This is a genomic window from Anaerococcus hydrogenalis DSM 7454 (assembly GCF_000173355.1).
In the GTDB taxonomy this organism is placed as follows: Bacteria; Bacillota; Clostridia; order Tissierellales; family Peptoniphilaceae; genus Anaerococcus; species Anaerococcus hydrogenalis.
Genome location: NZ_ABXA01000012.1, coordinates 37602 through 60142 on the forward strand (window position 1 = coordinate 37602; position 22541 = coordinate 60142).

The following is a 22541-nucleotide window of genomic DNA, read 5'->3' on the forward strand; positions in this document are numbered from 1 at the left end:
ATTTCCTGTCTTTTTCATATTAATGATTATTTGACTTATTTTTTATAATTCATATAGTTATAATAGATATATAAAATTTCCTAACAAAGGAGAAAAAATGGAGTATATATATAAATTTGATACGGATAATGGGTTTGAAATGACTGATATATCCAGTTTTTATGATGTAATAGAAGATGATGATTTTTACTTAATGTATTTGGGAAAGGCAAGCTTTATTGATTTTGCCAAAACTTATAACCTAGATGATGCCATAATTGATTTACTTATGTCAGATACGGCAAAAAAATCTTATATGGCAGTTGAGGATAATTATACCTTTGCCATTCTTGAAATGCTGGATATTATGGGAAATCTTGAAACATCAGACCTAATAGGATTTTACATAGAAAATAACAGGCTTATAATTGTTGATATGTATGATAGAGACCAGTCAACAACAGAGGCCTTTAGAAAGATGCTTACAAAGAAATTTTCAGCGAGGTCTCCTGGAAGGCTTTTAAAATATTTTATAACAGCCCTTGTAAACAACCATACAAGAATTTTTAACCAAATAAAAAATTCAACAGCTGATGTAGAAGATGCTATTATAAAAAATAGAAATTTCAGAAATAGTATAGAGGTAATTTCTGATAACAGGCACAAGGCCCTTAATTTGTACGCTTCCTACGAAAGGCTTCTTGATACTTTGGAAGTTTTTATGGAAAATGAAAATGAAATATTTGATGACGATGATATAAAACACCTAAAGTCAGTTTTATTTAGGGTGGAAAGATATTCCTCAAATATTTCCTACTTAAGTGGATATATAACAAATGTCAAAGATTCATACACATCAAAAATGGATCTTTCTATGAATAATACCATGAAAGTTTTGACAGTTGTTACAACAATATTTACACCAATTACTATAATAACAGGTTGGTATGGAATGAATTTTGAAAATATGCCAGAGCTAAAGTGGAATTTTGGCTATATGTATGTAATTGGAATTTCTTTGATTAGTGTGATTTTAGTTTACTTATTATTTAAAAAGTTTGATAGGTAATATATAAGAAACTTATCTTAAAAAATATAAATATTAGAAGCTAAAAGAAAAGAAAATTAACAAATAAATATAATTAATAGATCTCTCGAAACAAAAACACATTTTCTAGGTGAATTTCTTCCTAATTTTACATTGTTTAGTAGTCGAGAGATCTCTTTTATATCAATACTCTCATTATCAAAATTTTAGTATTTCATTAATCTAAAACCTACAAGCCAAAAATAAACCTACAAATCCCAAATATTAACAAATGAACTGGATAGAATAAATAATTGAATAATTTATTTTGTTTTCCTTTTTCTCCATTATAAAACTGAATTGTCAAAAATCCTAAGAAACAGTAAACTTCTTTTATTATGACAAGGTAGGACAAAAGGCAGGATAGGGGTCTTTTGTTGTAGAAAAGGTAGAGGATAAAAATTATTATTATGGAATAATAATCGTAGTCAAAGGATAGAAGGGTTGCAATTATGGCATTTACTCCTACTATTAATATGGAAAGAATAAGCCAAGTGTATTTATTTTTGATTTTTTCTTTTAATTTATCGACAATAATTAGGGTCAAAAGTCCAAGAGCAAGGGCCCACATAATATTTTGTGATCTATTATTTATAAAAACTTTTGATTGGAACATATCATAGGGAATTTCTGATATTATGGCGAAAATCAAAAGATTTCTTAGATATTTAAATCTTGATTTTGTTTTATAAAAGCCTTCTACAACCATAAAGGCAAAAATCGGAAAGGCGATTCGTCCGATTATATCGAAAATTGTAGATATGGCCACAAGGGGCTGCTGGTAATTTAAATATGGGGTGATAATCGCCTTATTAAAATGGTCGATAAACATTGAAATAAAGGCAATATATTTTAAGACTGCTCCGTTTATTTGGTATTTTTCTTGTATTTGTTTTAATTTTTCCATGTTTTCCTCTTTCTTTTTGGTATTTTTATATTATACTATTATACTATATTTTATTTTACGTTATCTATTTTTGGAAATTATATTTACTGGTAATAAATTAAAGATTTTAAATTTTTATATAATTGGTTAAAAATTAAAGATATACTAGGTGAATATTATAAAGAGAATAAAAGAGATCTCTCGACAGGCTCGAGATGGGGTATGTATTTACCTATTTTTATTTACTATGAATGGAGTTAAATTAAGCTTAAAAATATTAAAAGGATTATAATAAAACTTAGAATGATTATTAGCCTTATACTTTAGCAATCAAACAAGGAAAATCAAACCCCATCTCGAGCGAAGTCGAGAGATCTCATGGAAAAGTAAGTATATAAATATAGTATGTATTTAAAAATAAAAATAAACTTAAAAATCACAAAAACCTATATATCTCATATAATAAAAAATTAGCTAAAAAAATAAGCTGCTACAAAAATTATTGTAACAGCTTTTATTTTTTTATATTAGATAAATAATCCTGCACATACAACAGATACTACTGTTATAAGTTTTACTAGGATATTAAGTGATGGTCCGGATGTATCTTTGAATGGATCTCCTACTGTATCACCTACTACTGCAGCGTGATGGGCTGGTGAATTTTTACCGCCTTCTGCTCCAGATTCTATAAATTTCTTAGCGTTATCCCAAGCTCCACCTGCGTTTGACATAAATATTGCCATTAATACGCCTGTAACTAGGGCTCCTGCTAATAGTCCACCAAGTGTTTCAGCTCCAAATACTTTTCCTACAAATAATGGTACTACTATAGCAAGTGCTCCTGGTATTACCATTTCTTTTAGGGATGCTCTTGTTGAAATATCTACACAAGATGCATAGTCTGGTTGGTCTGTTCCTTCTAGGATACCTGGTTTTTCTCTAAATTGTCTTCTTACTTCGTTGATCATTTCTGTTGCAGCTTTTCCTACTGAATTCATTGTCAAAGCTGAGAATAAGAATGGTAACATTCCACCTACAAACATTCCTGCAACTACTTTTGAATCAAGTAATGAAAGATTGTCAAGGTTTAATGTGCCTGTGTAGGTTACGAATAATGAAAGTGCAGTTAAGGCTGCAGATCCAATCGCAAATCCTTTACCAATTGCTGCTGTTGTGTTTCCTACTGAATCAAGGCTATCTGTGATTTCACGAACAGATTCTTCAAGTCCACTCATTTCAGCAATTCCACCGGCATTATCAGAAATTGGTCCGTAAGCATCAACTGTTACTGTTGTTGCTGTGATTGAAAGCATTCCTACTGCTGCTAGGGCAATTCCGTACATTTGCATTGTGTGGAATGATACTAAAATTCCTACAGCTATAAGGATGATTGGTCCAACTGTTGAAAGCATACCACTTGAAAGACCTGCTATAATGTTTGTTGCAGCTCCTGTTTGACTTTCTTCAGCTATTCTTTTTACTTGACTATATTTTTCAGATGTGAATACTTCTGATAAAAATCCTATTGCAATTCCTACGAGTATTCCAACAACTATACATATAGCAGCTTTTATATTTCCAAAGAAAATTGGTGAAAGTATAAATGATGCTATAAGAACTATTGCTCCTGATAGATAAATTGTCATCATTAGTGCTGATTGTGGTGATTTTTGTTTCTTTCTTAAGAATAAGAAAGCAGCAAGGATTGATGCGACAATTCCTATTGATGATAATACAAGTGGGAATCTAATTCCTGCATCTCCAAAGATTGAAAAACCTAGAACCATTGATGAAAGGATTGCTCCTGAATATGATTCGAAAAGGTCAGCTCCCATTCCAGCAACGTCTCCTACGTTATCTCCTACGTTATCAGCGATAACTGCTGGGTTTCTTGGGTCATCTTCTGGGATTCCTTTTTCAACTTTTCCTACAAGGTCAGCTCCAACGTCTGCAGCTTTTGTGTAGATTCCTCCACCAACTCTTGCAAAAAGTGCAACTGAACTTGCTCCAAATGAGTAACCCATAAGGATTGCTGGGTCTCTAAATATTAAATAAACAATTCCAACTCCCAAAAGTCCAAATCCTGTTACAGCAAATCCCATTACAGATCCACCAGCAAAGGCAACTTTAAGAGCTGAAGAAAGACCACTTTCCTTAGCTTCGTTTGTACATCTAGCATTTGAGGCTGTAGAAATTCTCATACCTACATAACCTGCTGCCATTGATAATAAGGAACCAAAGATATAACAAATCATGGTACTTACGTTGATAAAAATTGCTATAAGAATTGCGACAACAATCACAAAAATAATAACGTATTTATACTCACGAGATATAAATGCCATAGCTCCTTCTTTAATATTTCCTGATATAGCTCTCATTTTATCGTTTCCTTCGCTAACTGGAAGTATATTTGTTTTAATTTGCAATGCCATAAAACAAATTGCGATAACTGCTACTATAACAGGTAAAAAATCAGATAACATAAACTCCTCCTATTTTTAATATTTACCTTTCTATTATATAACATAATATAGATATAAACAATTGTTTTTGATAGAATCTTGGGAAAACATGAGAAAATTCTTGGGATTTATGAAAATTTTTAAAAATTTATAGGAAAATTAGGACTTTAGGAATAAAATAAATAAAACCCAAAGATAATCCAAGGTAAAAATCAAATTATCATAACAGTACAATCCAGAGATCTCTCGACTGGGCTCGAGATGGGTTATACTTCGTTTAGTTTATATTAACGTAAATAAATAATTAATTATAAAGTCAATATGAGAATATTGAGAAAACAAGAACTTTAGTAATAAATCAAAAAGAGCTATTACCCATCTCGAGCGAATGTAATGAGTCGAGAGATCTCATTCAAGAAGTAAAGCGAGATAAAAAGTAAATATTTAAAGAAATATCCTTAAATAATCCAAGGTAAAAATGGATTATCATCACAATACAATCCAGAGATCTCTCGACAAGCTCGAGATGGGTTATACTTCGTTTGTCTTATTATAAATGTAAATAAATAATTAAATAAAAGTCAATATGAGAATATTGAGAAAATAAGAACTTTAGCAATAAAATAAAGACAATAATCACCCATCTCGAGCTGATAAATATGCCTTGATTTGGCATATTTATCCCTAAAACTAGTGAAAAACACGGAAAAGTTTGCGAAGCAAACGAGTTTTAGTAGTCGAGAGATCTCATTGATTAAGTGAATATAAAAATAATTAATGCACAAAAAATAATAATTCACACAGTTAATAGGTTTATATGTAATAAGAAAATTTACGGTTTTAAGGCTATGGATTAAAAAATAATTGTAAAATTAAATAAATGTTTCGAGTAGTGGATTTATTCTCTGCTCGTTTTTTGTGTATAATTAGTTATGGAAATTGTCAAAATTTATATAATTATAAAGGAGAATTATGTTTAGTAAAATTTTTAGAAAAGTACCAGCTGCTTTGATTGTTGTTCCAATGCTTTTTGCAGCTTTTATAAATTCATTTTTTCCCAAGTTTTTTAACCTTGGTCCAACCTCATCTTCAATCGCATCTGTTGATGGGCTTAATGCTATTATTTCGATAACTTTAGTTGCTGTAGGAAGTCAACTTACATTATCTAGATTAAAAAAAGCCCTTAGTCGTGGTCTTACTTTGTTTATTTCTAAATGGGTAAGCTCTATTGTTTTAGGTTTTATTTTTATAAAACTTTTTGGAAATAAGGGGATTTTTGGTATAAGTAGTCTTTGTTTTATAGCTGCAATTTCTAATCAAAATAACTCTATTTTTGTAGGTCTTATTAATGATTATGGAGATGAATATGATATGGCATCAGCAGCTATTACTTCTATTATTTCTGTACCAATTTTTACTTTTTTAACTCTTTCAATTTTAAAAGTAGCCGATATAACTCCATCATCAATTCTAGATTTAGCCCTTCCAATTCTTGTTGGAATTTTTCTTGGAAATATTGACAAGGATTTTTGCAAATTTCTTGGACAAAGTCAAAAGTATATATTAGTATTTTTGGGTTTTTCTATCGGGGCAAGTATTAATCTTTCTACAATAATTGAAGGGGGACTAGGAGGAATTATTTTAAGTATTTTGACAGTTTTGTCTGCATTTTTATTTACAGTTCCAGCAGATATTTTAATAAATAAAAGACCAGGCTGGGCAGCAATTTCAATTTATACTGCAGCAGGAAATGCTATTATTGTCCCAGCTTTGGTTTCAGATCTAGATAAATTACGGCAAGCAACAAGGGCAATCTCTCAAGCTCAACTTGGTACAGTAGTAATTTTTACATCAATTTTGGTTCCTATTGTGGTAGGCTTGTGGAATAAAAAATTTGGTGTAGAAAAAATTAAAAGATAAAAATTTTAAGGTAAAAAAATATAATTTTAAATCAATACATAAATTTAGGTGAAAATATCCTATATAGACTATAAATATATGTTTATGTAGCATATTTATCCATAAAAGAAAGACGAAAATAAAAAAATGTAAATGAGAATAGCTTTAGTATGTTGTATTATAAATTAAATATAATTATAAATAAAGTAAGTACTTAAAAGATTAAAGATTTAGGTGAAAATTTAGAAAAAATATATCAAATAATAAAAAAAGGATATTTCAAAATACTTAATACTTTGAAATATCCTTTTTAATTTAGCTTTTAGCTTGCTTTAAATTCCCTTGACATACTTGCCATGCTGGTATTTCCATTTTTAATTCAAATTGTCCTATCAAAAATGATGAGATAATTGTTGTTAAAAATGAATAAATCAAGTGTCCAAATGGAATATAAATTAATGATAAGCCAAGGACCAAATAATCTGTAAACAAGTAGGCTCTTGAGATAGGCCACTTTGTTTTTTTGGAAATTGTCATTGCCAAGGCGTCATCGCCTCCTGCACATCCTCCGGCTGTAACTGCTATTCCACAACCACATCCTATAAATATTCCACCAAATATGGCAGCAAGGAAAGGCATATCATATAGGCTTGGAATTACTGGTCCAATAAAATCAAAAATCCAATAAAATACTGCAAACATTATAGTTGCAACAATTGATTTTTTTAAAAATATTCTTCCAAGCATTGAAAATCCTAAAAGATAGCATAGACCATCTAAAATTGGTGTTGTGTAGGCAAGATTCATATTAAAGGCTTTTTTTAAAAATAAACCGAGTCCCAAAACTCCACCTTCAGTTATTTGTGCTTGTTCGTGGACATTTATTACCCCAAAGGCCATAATGGCACAACCAAGGGAAATAATCAAAAATTCTTTTTTCGTAACTTCTAAACTTCTCAGAAATTTTCTGAGCATAAATTTCACTCCTAATCTCTGGCGATTAGCAAAACAAAAAAGACTGCTGTCTTAGTAATAACTAATCGCGCAATCTTCGGCTGGTGTTGATGCTTTTTTGTTTAGATTATTTTTTCTTGTAAAAACTCTGAGCTTATAGAAGAATTTAAGGCCAAGTAAATCCCACATCAGGCACTTAATAGGCACACTCAACTTCCATGCATCAGATAAAAACTACCGACAAAAATCGGCAACCACCGTTTTACAACAGTTCTTCGAATATTATGATACCTGCTTTTTTTAATTTGTAAAGTTTTAGGTTTATTTAGAGCTTAAACTGCAATAAGCCCAAAACCATATCGAGAGAAGAAGTTATTTGAGATTTATGAATTAATGATGGATTTAATTTATTTTTGCTTTATGATTTCTATGTTTAAAATTAATATTAGCCTTAAATAATCCATGAGATCTCTCGACTACTCTCGAGATGGGTAAATATGGTATTTATTTTAATGCTAAAGTTTGTATTTTTAAAAAGATTATAAATTTTTACTTATTTATAAAATTTTAATATAAAATTAAAAACGAAGCGAAACACATCTCGAGGGAATGAAATGAGTCGAGAGATCTCTTTATTAATTTTGAATTTTAATTTATTTTTTACCTGTGAAATTTCAATTTAATAGTTAACGATTCTTTAAAATGATATAATAACTTTGTTATCGTACCCAAACTGGTAACAGTTGGGAGGTGAGGTTATGGAAAAACTCGGTACCATTTTAATATCTGTCGTAGGTATGTAGTTGCTCATTATATTATCAAGTGGCTGGATAGATATTATAAACATGATAATTAGCACAAAAAAGACAGGAGTGGCTGCTCCTGTCTTTTTGTTTGGTCATGGATATAACTCGGTACCATGCTCAATATTATTATATAAGTTTTATTTTAATTTCAATTTAATAGTTTATGATTTTTCTAAATGATATAATAAAAGTGTTATCGTACCCAAACTGGTAACAGTGAGGGGGTGAAGTCATGAATTTTCTCGAATCTATAATAATATCTGTCGCAGCCAACATATTAGCTCATTATGTTATCAAATGGCTAGATAGATATTCAAAATACGATAATTAGCCTAAAAAAGACAGGAGCCGTCACTCCTGTCTTTTTTGTGTGCCATGGTATAATTCTCGAATCCATGCTCAATGTTATTATATAATTTTTATTTTATTTTCAATATATTCTTATTTTATAATTTTTTGCATACATTATAAATGAGATCTCTCGACAAGCTCGAGATGGGTAAATATGGTATTTATTTGAAGGCTAAAGTTTGTATTTTAGATTGAAATATAGGTTTAATGAATATATTAGTTTGATAAAACCGAATTAGATTATACTAAAGTAATGATAGACAATGAGCCGTTTCATATATTAATGAGAAAATATTTGATAATATAAAAAAATGATAGTATATGAAAAATATTTAAAGACTTAAAACCTGATGGGTATAATGACTATATAATGATATTTTCTATTTTAAATTGAGATAAAATTTTAACTTTTGGAAGAGGGGTATTTACATATGAATTTAGCAGATCCTAAAGATATTACTGTTAAAATATTTTTGTTGATTCCAATTATTTTATGCTTATTTTCTTCATATATGATAGATAAGACTAATGGAAATATTATAGCAGGATTTAATACTATGGAAGAAGATAAGAAAGAAGAGCTAATAAGAAAAGGATATCTATCTAAAGTCAAAAAAATGACTTTTATAATGAGCATACCTTTAGTTATTGCCTTTTTGTCTAGTTTTTTTGTTAAGAATATTAAGCTTTATAATGATATTCTTATGGGATCATGGGGGTTATTTGGAATAATTACGATTTTAGGAATTGTAGTTGTTAATTATTCTGTAAGAAAATAATTCCTAGAAGCTTTGAAATAGTTTGTGTATAAAACCTCCTGATTTTGGTAGAGAAAAACTAATCAGGAGGAATTTTTATAACTTATATTTTTAAAATAGATTATTATTTTTTACTTATTTATAAAATTTTAATATAAAATTCAAAACGAAGTCAAACCCATCTCGAGCAGATAAACAACCGTCGGTTTCGGTTGTTTATCCCGATTTATCGTATGAAATGAGTCGAGAGATCTCTTCATTAATTTTGGATTTTGATTTATTCTTACATTGAGATTTCTATGATTGAAATTTATGTTAAGCTTACATAATCTATGAGATCTCTAGACTCGGCTCGAGATGGGTTAATAAGATATTAAAATAATATCTAAAGAATTTATTTATTTAATTTTTCACTATAAATTAGATCACTTAAAAAATTTTTACGCCCAATTTCCATCAACAAATACATCAAATTCTTCCCCGTCTTTGTAGGCTTTTATATTTAAATCTTTTGCTCCTACCATAAAATCTTCGTGGATTAGGGAATCATTTAAGCCAATGGTATGAAGGTCTTTATCTTCAACTTCTGTTCCGCCTTTTACTGTTGTTGGGTAGGCTTTTCCAAGGGCAAAGTGGCAGGATGCGTTTTCGTCAAACAGGGTGTTAAAAAATAAAATATTTGATTTTGAAATTGGAGATTCGTATGGAACTAGGGCAATTTCTCCCAAATATTTTGCATTTTCATCTGATTCTAGCATTTCTTTTAGGGTATCATATCCCTCTTCTGCCTTAAAGTCTACAACTTTTCCATTTTCAAAGGTGAATTCAAAATTATTTATTATTACTCCATTATAAACAAGAGGTTTTACAGCAACAAGCCTTCCATCAACTCCGTCAAATTGAGGTGAGGTGAAAACTTCTTCTGTTGGAATATTTGGCAAAAATAAATCGCCTTTTTCATTTTTTGATGAAGCTGACATCCAAATGTGATTTTTTGGTAATTTAACCCTCAAATCTGTTCCGTTTTTTGACTTGTAATGAACTTCGTCAAATTGGTGAGAATTTAAAAATTCTGCCTTTTCATTTAATAAGTTTATGTGGTCATTCCAATTTTTTTTGGTTTTTTCCCAATCTTCATCAACACGGCTCACATCAAAAATTACTTCCCATAATTTGTCTACTGCTTTTTCTTCTGGAAGGTCTGGGAAAATTTTCTTTGCCCATTTTTTGGTTGGATAGGCAATAACAAGCCATGAAACCATATCATTCATGGTATATTTTACAAAATCTTTTAATTTCAAAGAATTTTCCCTAACAGCTTCTGCTATCTTTTTTTGGTCCAAATCTTTTAATAAATCTGGATCGTCACCAATTATAGAAATCCTGTTTGACCTGTGTTTTTCAAGTTGGTAGATATTTTTTTCAATAATATAATCTGGAACTTCATTTAAAGTTTCTTGGTTCTCGTAGGTATATTTTAATTTTGTTAGCTCTTCGTCTTTCCAATTAATACTTACAAGTCTTGCACCCTTCTCATAGGCATATTTTGCAATAAGTCTTGCAAGGCTTGGATCTTCCAAGGATGAATTTATCAATACATCTTCATTTTTTTGTACATTTACACCAAATTCAACTGCAAGTTTGGCATAATTTTCTAATTTATTTTTGTTTACTGTCATATTTCCCTCCATTTTTTTCATTATACTATATTGTGATGGTATAATAAAATGTAGAAATGGAGGGAAAATATGGTAAAAAGAAATGAAGTTGATATAAAAGAAACATGGAGATTGGAAGATTTATTTGATAGTGATGAGAAATTTTATGAAGAACTTGATAAAACAGTGAAAGCAAGTGAAAATTTCAAAAAAACTTACAAGGAAATAGACTCTTCCGATAAATTATATAAGGCCTTAAAAGATTTATCTGAAACTTATGGGGCCATGCATAGGCTTGGATCTTTTGCAGGAATTTCTACAGAAGTTGATGCCAACGATCCACACCCACAAAAAAGATATGCAAATTTTGGGTCAAAGGCAAGCGAAGCTTATGCAAATTTAACTTTTTTTGATGGACTTTTGACAAAAATTGATGAAAAAATCATAAATGAAGTGAGAGAAAATCACAAAGATTATGATTATTTTCTAAAAAGAGCCTTGGACAAAAAAGATTATATTTTAGATGATGCTGCTGAGGAAGTTATTTCAAAATTAGCCCCAACTTTTGATGCACCTTACGGTGAATATGCGTCCTTGCGTTATGGGGATATAAAAGTTGAGGATATTAAAATTGATGGAAAGGAAATTCCTTTAAATCACAATACTTTTGAAGAATATTACGAAAGTGATGAAGATACAAAAATTAGAAGGGAAGCTTTCAAAAATTATCACGAGGCCCTTTCTCGTTATGAATCAGGAAATGGGGCGATTTATAATACCCACATAAATAATGAAAAAATTCTCGCAAATTTAAGGGGATATGACTCAGTAATTGATATGCTTTTATCCTACCAAGATATTCCAAGAGAAATTTACGATAATCATATCAATACAATCATGGAAAAACTTCCAAAGCACATGAGAAAATATGCAAATATTTTGAAAAAAGTTTATAAACTTGACCAGATGACCTATGCAGATTTGAAACTTTCAATTGATTCTGGTTTTTCAAAAGAAATTGAAATCGAAGAGGCTAGAGATTATATAGTAGATGGCCTAAAAGTTTTAGGAGATGATTATGTAGAAATGCTCAAAAAAGCCTTCAGCGATAGGTGGATTGATTATGCACAAAACGAAGGAAAAAGAACGGGAGCATTTTGCGATACACCTTACGGATGCCATTCCTATATAATGACAACTTATAACAAGGACATGAGCCAAGTAATGACCCTTGCTCACGAATTGGGACATGCTGGACATTTTGAAAATACAAATAAAAATCAAGATGCATTAAACACAGATGTTTCAATGTATTTTGTAGAAAGTCCATCAACAGCAAACGAAATAACCATGGAAAGATATTTACTAAAAAACGCCAAAGACGATAGGGAAAAGTTGTGGGTTTTGGATACAATGATTTCAAAAACCTACTACCACAATTTCGTAACCCATTTTCTAGAAGCAGCCTTCCAAAGAGAAGTTTATGAGAGAATCGATAAGGGAGAAAGCCTAACAGCAGGAGATTTCAAAGAAATTTTTAATAAAAAATTAAAAGAATTTTGGGGAGATGATGTAAAACTTGTAGAAGGATCCGACTTGACTTGGATGCGCCAACCACATTATTACATGGGACTTTACCCATACACCTATTCAGCAGGACTTACGATAGGCACAAAAGTTTCTGAAAAAATAATAAATGGAGATGAAAAAGATATCAAAAATTGGAGAGAAGTCCTAACCCTAGGCTCAACCCTAAGCCCAATGGACCTTGCCAAAAAAGCTGGAGTGGATATGACAAATACAAAAGCCTTAGAAGAAACCATTGAATTTATAGGACAAATAATTGACCAAATAGATGAGCTTTGTGAGAAGCTTGGTCTTTATGAATAGAAAATAGTAAAAACAAAAAAGTATCAAAAAACCAAAAGGAAGGAGCCAATCCTTCCTTTTTTCTTTGATTTTTGGGGTAGGAATAGAGTAAGAAAAAATGGAGGGATATTATGGAAAAAGAAATGTCTATATTTGATAAGTTAGAAAAATCTTTAACAGATTTTGCAAAAGAAGATGAAAATCATGATAGTGATAATCTTGATAAGAAAAATCCTTATAAAGAAATAAAATTAAAAGAAGTTTTTGATGAATTTTTTGAAAGTTTAGAAAAAAATAATTCTGATTTTTCTTGGGTAGACAAGCTAAATAGAATAGATAAAAATAAAAATGCAGAAGATAAGGATAAGGTTGCTAATATTCATTATGGTTTGCCTTCTCATGTTCATGGAAATTACAAAGATGGCTCTATATATTTATGTTTATTTAATCCAAATGTTATAGGAATACTGGATAATAATTTGATTTATAAAAGTGAATCTTCTAAAAAGGAAAGTGCTAAAATATGCAGCTTAGAAGATTATTATACAAAACCACCACTATTAGAAGATAAAAAAGACCCTATAGATGATGAATTTTGGAGAATTATCAATTCTTATAAAGAATGGAAAAATGATGATAAAAAAAGAAAAGTTAATATAGAAAAACTTAAAAATTTAATAATAAGTGATGAATCTACCTTAACAAAAGAATTGAAAAACCCTGAATTAGGGACATACTATATTGATAATTATTTTGATAAATTAATTAATAAATGTGCAAATAAATTAAAAGATACGGATAAAATTGTAAATATGGAATTGTGTCCATTTAGATCTAAAAATGCTAGCACAATAAGCAATGATATTTTAAAATCAGAAATTTCTTTATTTGCTTGTTATATCATATGGTATAGAATAGGAAAATATATAAATAATAAAAATACCAATAAACCTATTTTTATATTTAGAAGCTATAGTAAATGGGAAGATATGTTAGAAGATTCTTTATATAAATTAAACAATAAAAAGATAACAAAGATAATTATTAGAGAATATATTACAAAAATTAGAAATGAGTTTTTCTATCATTTTCCAAATCAAAGTGGAATGATAAGTTCAAAAAACTTAAGAAAATTTGTAAGTGAAGAAGAATTTGATCATATAAGGAAAAATATAAAAAAGTCTGAAAATAAGTAAAATTTGAAACTTTAGCAATTAAATAAGATAAAAATAAACCCATCTCGAGTGGATAAACAACCGTTGATTCGGTTGTTTATCCCGATTTATCATATGAAACGAGTGGAGAGATCTCATAAAAAATTAAGAATAGAGAAAAATAGGATCGTAGATAATTCAATGAAAAGAAACATTGATTTCTAAAATTAATAAAGAGATCTCTCGACTGGGCTCGAGATGGGTTTAATTATTTGATATATTCAAATACTTCGAATTATTTAAAAAAATATATAAATAATTACTAAGAAAGCCATGATTTTATAATAAATACATAAAATTCAATCTTAAATTAAAAAAGAACTTATAACTTCCAAAAACAAAAATTAAACTTTAGCAATTAAAAATCAAAACTCATAACCCATCTCGACTGACCGTAGGGAATGGAGAGATCTCATGAATTAAGTAAAGCTGGAAATATGTATATATTTAAAAAAAAATCTTTCTTTTGGGTAAAAATATAAAAATGTTAAATTCGAAAGGAGTTTTATGAAGTATTTATCTAAAAGATTTACAGGAAAATATGGATTTTTTAAATTTATATTTTTACTTTTATTAATGTTTTTGGGACCGGTTCCTGCAAGTTATAGTATTTTAATTAGGGGAGTGGATAAGTCTGTTTTGTATATAATGACAGGGGCTTATCTTCTGGTAGCTTTTTTGTTTTTATAATTTTTTATAGGAGATTTAAATTTTCTGGTGGGTTTTTCCAAAATTTAATGATTCTTGTAGTCTCTATTCTTGCAATTTATGGACTTTCATTTTTGCTTGATTTAATTTTTGGATCAAATTTAACAAATCCTCAAAATCAAGAAACTATAGAGTCAATGCTGAGATTAAATTTTTCACCTGCCCTTATAGCTTATATAGTTTTTTTGGGACCCTTAGTTGAAGAGTACACTTTTAGGGAATATTTGCCGGGTGTTTTTAGGAAAATTTTTAAAAGACGTGACCAGGATGTGAAGGATATAATTGCCCTTATTATGGCAAATATTTTGTTTTCTCTTGCTCACATGCCTACTGATATTTATAGCTTTTTGGTTTATTTTTCAATAGGTTTTGTCCTTGTATTGGTGAGATTTTTTACTAATAATTTAAAATTATCAGGCCTTGTCCATATTTTTTGGAATCTTTTATCAACTTTAATTTTATATTTTGCCCTATAAAAAAATCCCAAGTTTTAAACTTGGGATCTCTTTTATTCTTTTTCTGTATCTACCTTATTAAATCCGTCATATTTTATCTTGTTTATAGCATCAGCCTCGTCAAGGTCTGAATAAGGGGTATGGATATTGTAATTTACAGCTCCATTATTTTCACTAATATCATCTACTTGATAAACTATAACAGTTTCTTTAGGCTCTAATTTTTCAACTTCATTATCATCATCGTCATATTTTTTGGATACTTTGTCATAAGTTACCTTATAAATATAGGCAAGTTGGAATTTATGACTTTTACCATTTTTGTCAACTCCATCATTAGAAATGGCTTCTTTTGGAACCTTGTTTTCAAAAACTCCCACAAGTTCCATTTCAAGATTTTTTGTTTTAGTTGAAAATCCACTTCCATCAGAAATATATTGGTCAGAAATTTTCTTTTGTATATCTCCTTCAAATTTATCCTTTGTATCTTGGCTAAGGTCCTTGTAAGAGTTTAAAAATTTATCCAAGCCCTTAACCTTAAATTTCTTTTCGATTTTGTCATCGCTAAAGGAAACTTTGTATGGAGGAAGAGCAGTGTATTCAACAGTTGCAGTAACAACATCACCGTTTTTTATATTTTTGTCCTTATCCAAGGTGATTTTTTGTGTGTAAGCTTCTTCAATATCTTTTTGCAAATATTTATTCTTAAATTGACTTAAAACTGGAGCATCTGTAGTTGAGGCAGATGCCTTGGCATAGCCACTATATCCTTCAACATTAAATTTAATATCAACAGCTGAAGTATCAAATTCAGCATCAGGTTTCAAAGCAAAAAATATTGATTTTGCAGCAAAAAATAAAATTATAGCTGCCAAAACTCCAAGACCAATAAAGAGGTATTTCTTTTGATCTTTAGAAAGATTTATGCTAGATTCCCCATTTGGATTAGTAGACTTTTTAAAGTCATCAGACTTGTTTATTTTTTCGGTTTTCTTAAAATTATCATCTACATTTTCATTATCATCATGGGATAAATCTTCATTTTGAGAGTCAAAATTTATTTTTTCATGATCAAAATCTTTTTTTTCATCTTGAATATTTTTATCCCCATCAAGGTCATCAGAATAATTTTTCTTAAAACCAGAAGAAAAATCATAGGCCCCGTGCCTAATTTCTCCACTATTAGAAGGTTTTTTCTCTTTTTTATCAAAAGATTCATTTAAAATATCATCCCTATTTAAAACACGAGTTTTATCAAAATCTTGGTCAGGATTTACCTTATTTTCAGAAAAATCTTCCTTCTTATCCTTAACTTCATTATCAGAATCTTCTTCTCTTAATTTCTTACTCAAACCTTCACTTGCATTTGCCAAAGTTCTCTTTGCTTCTTTATAAGAACCTTTAAAAGATTCTTTAACAGCTTCTAAATCCACATCATCGACATTTTCATATTTTTTCTTAGTAAGAGCCATTACCAAAAAATAAATAGAAGCTATGAAAGAAATTATAGCTAAAACAAGAAGAAATCCAGCAAATTTTGCCCTTCCAGGACTAAAAGTTAAAATTAAATTTTGTAACTGCAAGCCAAGATTTTCAAACTTTTCTTCAATTCCACTCAAGGCATCAAAATTAGGATTCATAAAATTGATTCCCTTAAGAGTTGATTTAGCTAAATTTAAAAAGCTAACTAAAGGATGGATCAAAATATATGAAATAAGCATAAGTCCACAAGATACAGCAGAAAAAACATATTCATAAAGATTAGCCTTAAAAATAAAAATAGCCACAAGTAGCAAAATGAGATTTATAAAAAATAAAAATTTAATAAAACCCATGTAGGAGATCATATCTTTAAAATTATTGATATATTTTAAAATACCAAAACCCAAACTTTCTACAAATCCTTCAATATTATCGCCTGCAAGTTGTAAAGATTGGTATAAATCTGATATAGATTTAACTTTAGCTAAAAACAAAGCAATTAAAATAACCAAAATACCTTGAATAGCAATTTGACCAATATAAAGAGCAAGCTTTCCCTGTTTCTTAGTCATAATTTTCTCCTTTTAAAAAATATTTTTTAAAAATTATTCACATAATTTACACATATTATTATATCATAATCTGATAAAAATTTCTGGTATTTTTGTAGGAAAATATTTTAATAAAGTAAATGGAAAAATTAAAAATACAAGTCTTATTGTAAAATAATTTTATAAAATCTAAAAATAAAAAGTTATTTTTAGTATTGATAAATCAATAAGATTTTTGAATAAAATTTCTTGCTATTGAATAGGTTTTTCTATATAATAGAAATGAGTGAGTTTATCACAACTTAAAGTGATAATATTTAAAAGTAAGGAGAAGTTATGAAAATAGCATCTATGGAATATAAAAATGGAATCTCTAACTTGCTCAACTCTAAATTTGATGAAAACGAAGTTGTTGTAAAAAAATATGAAAATTTTGAGGATATAATCCTAGAAGATGACCTATCGGAATTTGATTTGATTTTGGTGGATATGACCCATACAAGGTGCATTGAACTTATCCAATACATAAAACAAACAACAAATATTCCAGTAATCTATCTTACAGATAGGTACAAAAAAAGTCCTTACGAGGCAAAAATTGACGATAAAGATTTTGTAATTCATTCTTATTCAAGGGATGAATTTGTTAAATTTACCCTAAAAAAAGTCGAAGAGATTAACAATTCCAAAATTATTTCCTTTGGATTTTGCTCAATCGAAGTAGACAATGGTATTTTTAGGATAGGAAATGACATATTAAACCTTACAAAATCAGAGATAAGTCTTTGCACTATCCTTATCAAAAAAAATGAACAGGCCTGTTTCAAAAGAAATTATTGTAAAAGAAATGGCAAAAATGGGAATTGAAACAACAGATAGATCAGTTAGAGAACATGTTAGAAAAATCCGAAAAGAATTTAAAAAAGTAAAATTAGAACCAATAAAAACCATAAGGGGCCAAGGCTATTCTTGGGTTATGGAATCTTGTGATGTTGGAAAATAAAGTCAGCCTAGGCTGGCTTTTCTTGTTGAAAAAATATTTTTATGCTATTATATAAATATCTTCAGGGTGAGGTTAGATTCCTAACCGGCGGTAAAGTCCGCGAGTTTTTACTGAATGGGTGTAATTCCCATACCGACAGTTATAGTCTGGATGAGAGAAGATATTCTTTTTATGAGAAATTATTTAAGCCCTGAAAGGGCATTTTTTTTATGCCGAAATTTAGGAGGATATTATGAGTCATGATCAAAAAAAATTAAGAAATTTAGTAAAAGTTGGAATACTTTCAGCAATGAGTTTTATATTAATGTTTGTACAATTTCCAATACCAGTTGCCCCACCTTTTATGAAAGTTGACCTTGCTGATGTACCAGCCCTTATCGGTGGATTTTCAATGGGACCTGTTTATGGAGTTTTGATCCAATTAATTAAAAATGTATTAAACTTAACAAAAACTTCAACAGGAGGAGTTGGAGAAATTTCTAACTTTATAGTTGGGGGATTATTCGTATTTATTTCAGCAAGCATTTATAAAAAAATAAAACAAAGAAAAATGCAACCATAGCCATGGTTTGTGGTGTACTTGTTATGACACTTGCTGCAACATTTTCAAATGCCTTTGTAATTTTTCCCTTATATGGAAAGGCAATGGGAGTAGATATGAGTGCCTTTGTAGCAATGGCACATAAAACAAATGCATTGGTAAATTCATACTTTACCATGATGTTATTTGCAATAGTTCCATTTAATTTAATAAAGGGATTTATTGAAATTTTGGTAACAAAATTATTATACAAACATGTATCTTCAATCCTACACGATAGAAGATAAAATTTTAAATTAAAACAGACTTTAGGGTCTGTTTTTTTGATGTAATTTAAAATAAAGACAAATTATAAGCAGAATATAGTAAGGAGATCTCTCCATGCACTCCACTGCGTTGCGTTTAGTCGAGATGGGTAATTTTCTTATATGTGTAATAGCTAAAGTAGAATTTTTTAGTAGATTTATTAAATATATTTAGAATAAATTGATATAGGATAAGTAAAATCAAAGAAATAGATTTTAAGAATAGGGATTAAGATAAAGAAAATTCTTTAGTAGTAAAATAAGAAAAACATAAACCCATCTCGAGCCTAGTCGAGAGATCTCATGCATTAAGTAAATCTATAAAAAAAGTATATATTAAAATAAAACTTAGAAATTACAAGGTAAAAGTAAATTATAAGCAAAATATAATAAGAGATCTCTCCATGCACTCCACTTCGTTAATACTAAAACACGTTTGCTACGCAAACTTTCCCGTGCCTTCTCACTTAGTTTTAGGGATTATTGTGCCAAATCAAGGCACAATAATCTAGTCGAGATGGGTAATGGGGATATTTATTTAATTGCTAAGGTTTGTATTATTTAATATTAGAAAAATAAAAAATTAGATTATATAATAAAAATCAAAATATTATTTAGTAAATTCTTTAGTAATAAAAAAAGCTAAAGTAATCCCATCTCGAGCGAAGTCGAGAGATCTCTGTATTAATTTTATCTCAAAATAAAATTTAAACTTTAGCCAAAACAATAAAAGAGATTTCTCCATATCAACCACTTTCTTATCTCCAATCAATACAGGTAATTTTATTTAACAAATTTAATTGGATTTTTTTAATTTTAGCTTATAATATATTTTACAAAATGCCTTAAAATTAAACTTTTGTAGTATAATATGTGATAAGGAGTTTTTATGAGAATTAATTCTTTAAAAGAAATGGAAGATTTCGCTTTTGATTTTTCTAAAAAATTGAAAAAAGGCCAGGTTATAAATCTTATTGGTGATATGGGTAGTGGAAAGACTACTTTTGTTTCATATATTTGTAAATATTTTGGAATTTCTAATACTTCATCGCCTACTTTTGCTATCGTAAATATGTATGATGGTAAAAAGCAAGGGGAAGATTTTCCAATTTATCATCTAGACCTCTACAGGTTCGAAGATCCTGATGAGATTTTGGATATAGATTTTGAAACATATTTTTATCCGGAAAATGCCATAACATTTTTGGAATGGGCTGATAAGTCCGAGGATTATCTTCCAGATGATATGATTGAAGTAAATATAGAAAAGATAGACGAGAACACTAGGGATATTAGTGTTAAATTTTAGTTAGGAGATTTTAATGAGAGTTTTAGCTATTGATACATCTACCATGATTTCTACTGTAAGTATTTGCGAAGATGAAAAAATCATTGGAGATTTTAATGTAAATCAAGAAAAAACTCATTCTGAATCGCTTGTTCCAATGGTTGAATCTTTGTTAAAACTTTTGGGATTAAAGCTTTCTGATATTGATATTTTTGTAATTAGCCAAGGACCAGGATCTTTTACAGGTCTTAGGATTGGAATGACAATTGCAAAGACCTTTGCTCAAGTTGATAATAAAAAACTTATTCCAGTTTCAACTTTAAAGGCTCTTGCCTTAAATTCTTCATCAAATACAGGCAAAGCCGCTATGCTTGATGCTAGGGGAAGAAGAGTTTATGGGGCAATGTATGATGAAAATATGAATGAAATTGTAAAGGAAGATTTATATAATATTGATGAATTTTCAAAACTTTGCAATGAAAAAAATATAGATTTTGACTTAGTTTCAGAAGTTAGTGAAAAATATGAGGATAAATTTGATAGGGCAAGAATTCTAGATTTTTCTTACAGGTCATGTATTGGTAAAAATTTATGCAAACTTGCACTTGAAAAAAAGGATGAAGATTTTGATCTTTACAAGCTTGTTCCAAATTATTTGAGAAAATCACAAGCGGAAAGGGACAGAGAAAAGAAAAATGATTAGAACAATGACTGTAGCTGATACAGACAAGGTTTATAGGATTGAAACTAGCTCATTTTTTAGGCCCATGCCAAAAAAAGACCTTGTAAGTGATATTGAAAAAAATAAGCACAAGAGACATTTTGTTTATGAAAAAAACGGAGAAACTGTAGGCTTTTACATAATTTCAAAAATTTTGGATGAGGTAGAAATCTATACAATTGCAGTCGATGAATTATATAGGGGCCAAAAAATCGCCTCTAATATGCTAGAGCATTTGATAAATTTTTCCAAAGAGATGAAAGTTTCAAAAATTTGGCTAGAAGTTTCTACCAAAAATATGCCGGCTATTAATTTGTATGAAAAATTTGGCTTTGAAAAATAAGACTTAGAAAAATTATTATAGCCTAACAAATGAAGATGCTTTTATAATGTTAAAGGAATTGATATGAAAGATTTTTATACTATGGGAATTGAGACATCTTGCGATGATTCCTCAGTTTCTATTTTGAAAAATGATAGGGAAGTTTTAGTAAATTTGATATCATCACAAATTGATATACATAAAATGTTTGGAGGAGTTGTACCAGAAATTGCCTCAAGAAAACACCTTGAAGCAATAAATCCTCTAATAGAAAAAGCTTTGAATGATTGTAATCTAAAATACCAAGATATTGATTTGATTTCTGTAACAAAAGGACCAGGACTTATTGGTTCACTTTTGGTAGGAATTTCTGCAGCAAAGGCCCTTTCCTTGGCAGCAGATATTCCAATGATTGGAACAAACCACATGCAAGGTCATATTTGTGCAAATTATTTATCAAATAAAGACCTAGAACCACCTTTTATTTCTTTAGTGGTAAGTGGGGGTCATACTTATCTGGTAAAGGTAAATGGCTACACAGATTATGAGATAATTGGAACAACAAGAGATGATGCTGCTGGAGAATCTTACGATAAAATCGCAAGAAGCATAGGGCTTGGCTATCCTGGTGGACCAAAAATTGATAAACTTGCAAAAGAAGGAAATAAAGATGCTATAGATTTTCCAAGAATTATGCTTGAAAAAGATTCTTATGATTTTTCATTTTCTGGCCTAAAAACCTCGGTTTTAAATTATATTAATAAGCAAAATCAAAAAAATATAGAGATAAACAAGGCAGATTTGGCAGCAAGCTTCCAAGAAGCTGTTGTAGATGTCTTGGTAGAAAAATCTATGAGATTAATCGATGAATCCGGCCTAAAAACTTTGGCAGTTTCCGGAGGAGTTGCAGCAAATTCTAGATTAAAAGAAAGATTAAAAGAAGAATGTGACAAAAGAGGGGTCAAATTTTATAATCCAGATATAATTTTGTGCACAGACAATGCAGCTATGATTGCCATGGCAGGATATTTAAATTATAAGAATGGAAAAAGATCAGATAATTATTTGAAAGTTTATCCAAATTTAGGACTTTAAATTAATATAATTTGATATAATAGACTTATGAGTAGAGAAAATATAAAAATTAAAAATTACAACAAAAAAAATAAAATATCCTACTTTCTTTACTTTTTGTCTGCAATAATTGTATTTGCTTTTGGCATATATTTTATAGAA

At 29.2% G+C, this 22541-nt stretch carries 18 protein-coding genes, 1 pseudogene and 1 riboswitch; of the genes and pseudogenes, 14 read left to right on the forward strand and 5 right to left on the reverse strand.

The features are described 5' to 3' along the window. Positions 1-97: 97 nt before the first annotated feature. Positions 98-1048, forward strand: a complete 951-nt coding sequence (locus ANHYDRO_RS02075; protein WP_004812913.1) for a magnesium transporter CorA family protein — start codon at positions 98-100, stop codon at positions 1046-1048. A gap of 208 nt (positions 1049-1256) precedes the next feature. Here ANHYDRO_RS02075 and ANHYDRO_RS02080 read toward each other — a convergent pair whose 3' ends face one another. Both ANHYDRO_RS02080 and ANHYDRO_RS02085 read right to left on the reverse strand, forming a co-directional pair. Then, complete coding sequence (locus tag ANHYDRO_RS02080; RefSeq protein ID WP_004812914.1) at positions 1257-1973, reverse strand: TraX family protein; 717 nt, start codon at positions 1971-1973, stop codon at positions 1257-1259. Between the two features lie 506 nt (positions 1974-2479). Next, on the reverse strand, positions 2480-4441 hold the full coding sequence (locus tag ANHYDRO_RS02085; RefSeq protein ID WP_004812915.1) for a sodium-translocating pyrophosphatase: 1962 nt from the start codon (positions 4439-4441) through the stop codon (positions 2480-2482). A 951-nt stretch (positions 4442-5392) separates the two neighbouring features. Between ANHYDRO_RS02085 and ANHYDRO_RS02090 the strand changes: the two genes are divergently transcribed. Further along, a complete protein-coding gene (locus tag ANHYDRO_RS02090) occupies positions 5393-6340 on the forward strand; it encodes a 2-keto-3-deoxygluconate permease (RefSeq protein WP_004812916.1) in 948 nt (315 codons plus the stop codon). A 294-nt stretch (positions 6341-6634) separates the two neighbouring features. On the opposite strand, the gene ANHYDRO_RS02095 is transcribed toward ANHYDRO_RS02090, so the two are convergent. Continuing rightward, positions 6635-7294: a DUF6198 family protein gene (locus tag ANHYDRO_RS02095; protein ID WP_004812917.1), complete on the reverse strand. Its 660-nt coding sequence runs from the start codon at positions 7292-7294 to the stop codon at positions 6635-6637. A gap of 1567 nt (positions 7295-8861) precedes the next feature. On the opposite strand from ANHYDRO_RS02095, the gene ANHYDRO_RS02100 reads away from it, so the two are divergent. Beyond that, positions 8862-9209 (forward strand): DUF3784 domain-containing protein, encoded by a 348-nt coding sequence (locus ANHYDRO_RS02100; protein ID WP_004812919.1) that lies wholly within the window; start codon positions 8862-8864, stop codon positions 9207-9209. A gap of 419 nt (positions 9210-9628) precedes the next feature. On the opposite strand, the gene ANHYDRO_RS02105 is transcribed toward ANHYDRO_RS02100, so the two are convergent. After that, a complete protein-coding gene (locus ANHYDRO_RS02105) occupies positions 9629-10867 on the reverse strand; it encodes an aminopeptidase (RefSeq protein WP_039913782.1) in 1239 nt (412 codons plus the stop codon). Positions 10868-10936: 69 nt separating this feature from the next. Here ANHYDRO_RS02105 and pepF point away from each other — a divergent pair, with 69 nt between their 5' ends. The 4 genes from pepF to ANHYDRO_RS02120 all read left to right on the forward strand — a co-directional run bounded on the left by pepF (position 10937) and on the right by ANHYDRO_RS02120 (position 15113). Further along, a complete protein-coding gene (pepF, locus tag ANHYDRO_RS02110) occupies positions 10937-12736 on the forward strand; it encodes an oligoendopeptidase F (RefSeq protein ID WP_004812921.1) in 1800 nt (599 codons plus the stop codon). A gap of 110 nt (positions 12737-12846) precedes the next feature. Next, positions 12847-13911, forward strand: a complete 1065-nt coding sequence (locus ANHYDRO_RS02115) for a hypothetical protein (protein ID WP_004812922.1) — start codon at positions 12847-12849, stop codon at positions 13909-13911. 525 nt (positions 13912-14436) lie between these two features. Then, entirely contained in the window at positions 14437-14619 is a 183-nt protein-coding gene (locus tag ANHYDRO_RS10270; protein ID WP_004812923.1) for a hypothetical protein, read from the forward strand. 47 nt (positions 14620-14666) lie between these two features. Continuing rightward, entirely contained in the window at positions 14667-15113 is a 447-nt protein-coding gene (locus tag ANHYDRO_RS02120) for a CPBP family intramembrane glutamic endopeptidase (protein WP_004812924.1), read from the forward strand. A 32-nt stretch (positions 15114-15145) separates the two neighbouring features. Here ANHYDRO_RS02120 and ANHYDRO_RS02125 read toward each other — a convergent pair whose 3' ends face one another. Next, on the reverse strand, positions 15146-17146 hold the full coding sequence (locus tag ANHYDRO_RS02125; protein WP_004812925.1) for a hypothetical protein: 2001 nt from the start codon (positions 17144-17146) through the stop codon (positions 15146-15148). 315 nt (positions 17147-17461) lie between these two features. On the opposite strand from ANHYDRO_RS02125, the gene ANHYDRO_RS02130 reads away from it, so the two are divergent. The 7 genes and pseudogenes from ANHYDRO_RS02130 (at position 17462) to tsaD (ending at position 22400) form a co-directional block, all read left to right on the forward strand. Next, positions 17462-17992 (forward strand): response regulator transcription factor, encoded by a 531-nt coding sequence (locus tag ANHYDRO_RS02130; protein ID WP_004812926.1) that lies wholly within the window; start codon positions 17462-17464, stop codon positions 17990-17992. Then, a complete protein-coding gene (locus tag ANHYDRO_RS10275; RefSeq protein WP_316244748.1) occupies positions 17934-18128 on the forward strand; it encodes a winged helix-turn-helix domain-containing protein in 195 nt (64 codons plus the stop codon). The genes ANHYDRO_RS02130 and ANHYDRO_RS10275 overlap by 59 nt, the downstream gene beginning before the upstream one ends. 53 nt (positions 18129-18181) lie before the next feature. Then, a riboswitch (FMN riboswitch) is annotated at positions 18182-18294 on the forward strand. Positions 18295-18417: 123 nt separating this feature from the next. Next, positions 18418-18956: pseudogene (locus ANHYDRO_RS02135) on the forward strand (ECF transporter S component). 907 nt (positions 18957-19863) lie between these two features. Then, positions 19864-20283: a tRNA (adenosine(37)-N6)-threonylcarbamoyltransferase complex ATPase subunit type 1 TsaE gene (tsaE, locus tag ANHYDRO_RS02140; protein WP_004812932.1), complete on the forward strand. Its 420-nt coding sequence runs from the start codon at positions 19864-19866 to the stop codon at positions 20281-20283. Between the two features lie 13 nt (positions 20284-20296). Continuing rightward, positions 20297-20965 carry a tRNA (adenosine(37)-N6)-threonylcarbamoyltransferase complex dimerization subunit type 1 TsaB gene (gene tsaB / locus ANHYDRO_RS02145; RefSeq protein WP_004812933.1) on the forward strand — a complete coding sequence of 223 codons (669 nt, stop codon included), beginning with the start codon at positions 20297-20299 and terminating at the stop codon, positions 20963-20965. Then, complete coding sequence (gene rimI, locus ANHYDRO_RS02150) at positions 20958-21326, forward strand: ribosomal protein S18-alanine N-acetyltransferase (RefSeq protein WP_004812934.1); 369 nt, start codon at positions 20958-20960, stop codon at positions 21324-21326. The genes tsaB and rimI overlap by 8 nt, the downstream gene beginning before the upstream one ends. A gap of 63 nt (positions 21327-21389) precedes the next feature. After that, positions 21390-22400 (forward strand): tRNA (adenosine(37)-N6)-threonylcarbamoyltransferase complex transferase subunit TsaD, encoded by a 1011-nt coding sequence (tsaD, locus tag ANHYDRO_RS02155; RefSeq protein WP_004812935.1) that lies wholly within the window; start codon positions 21390-21392, stop codon positions 22398-22400. Positions 22401-22541: the final 141 nt, after the last annotated feature.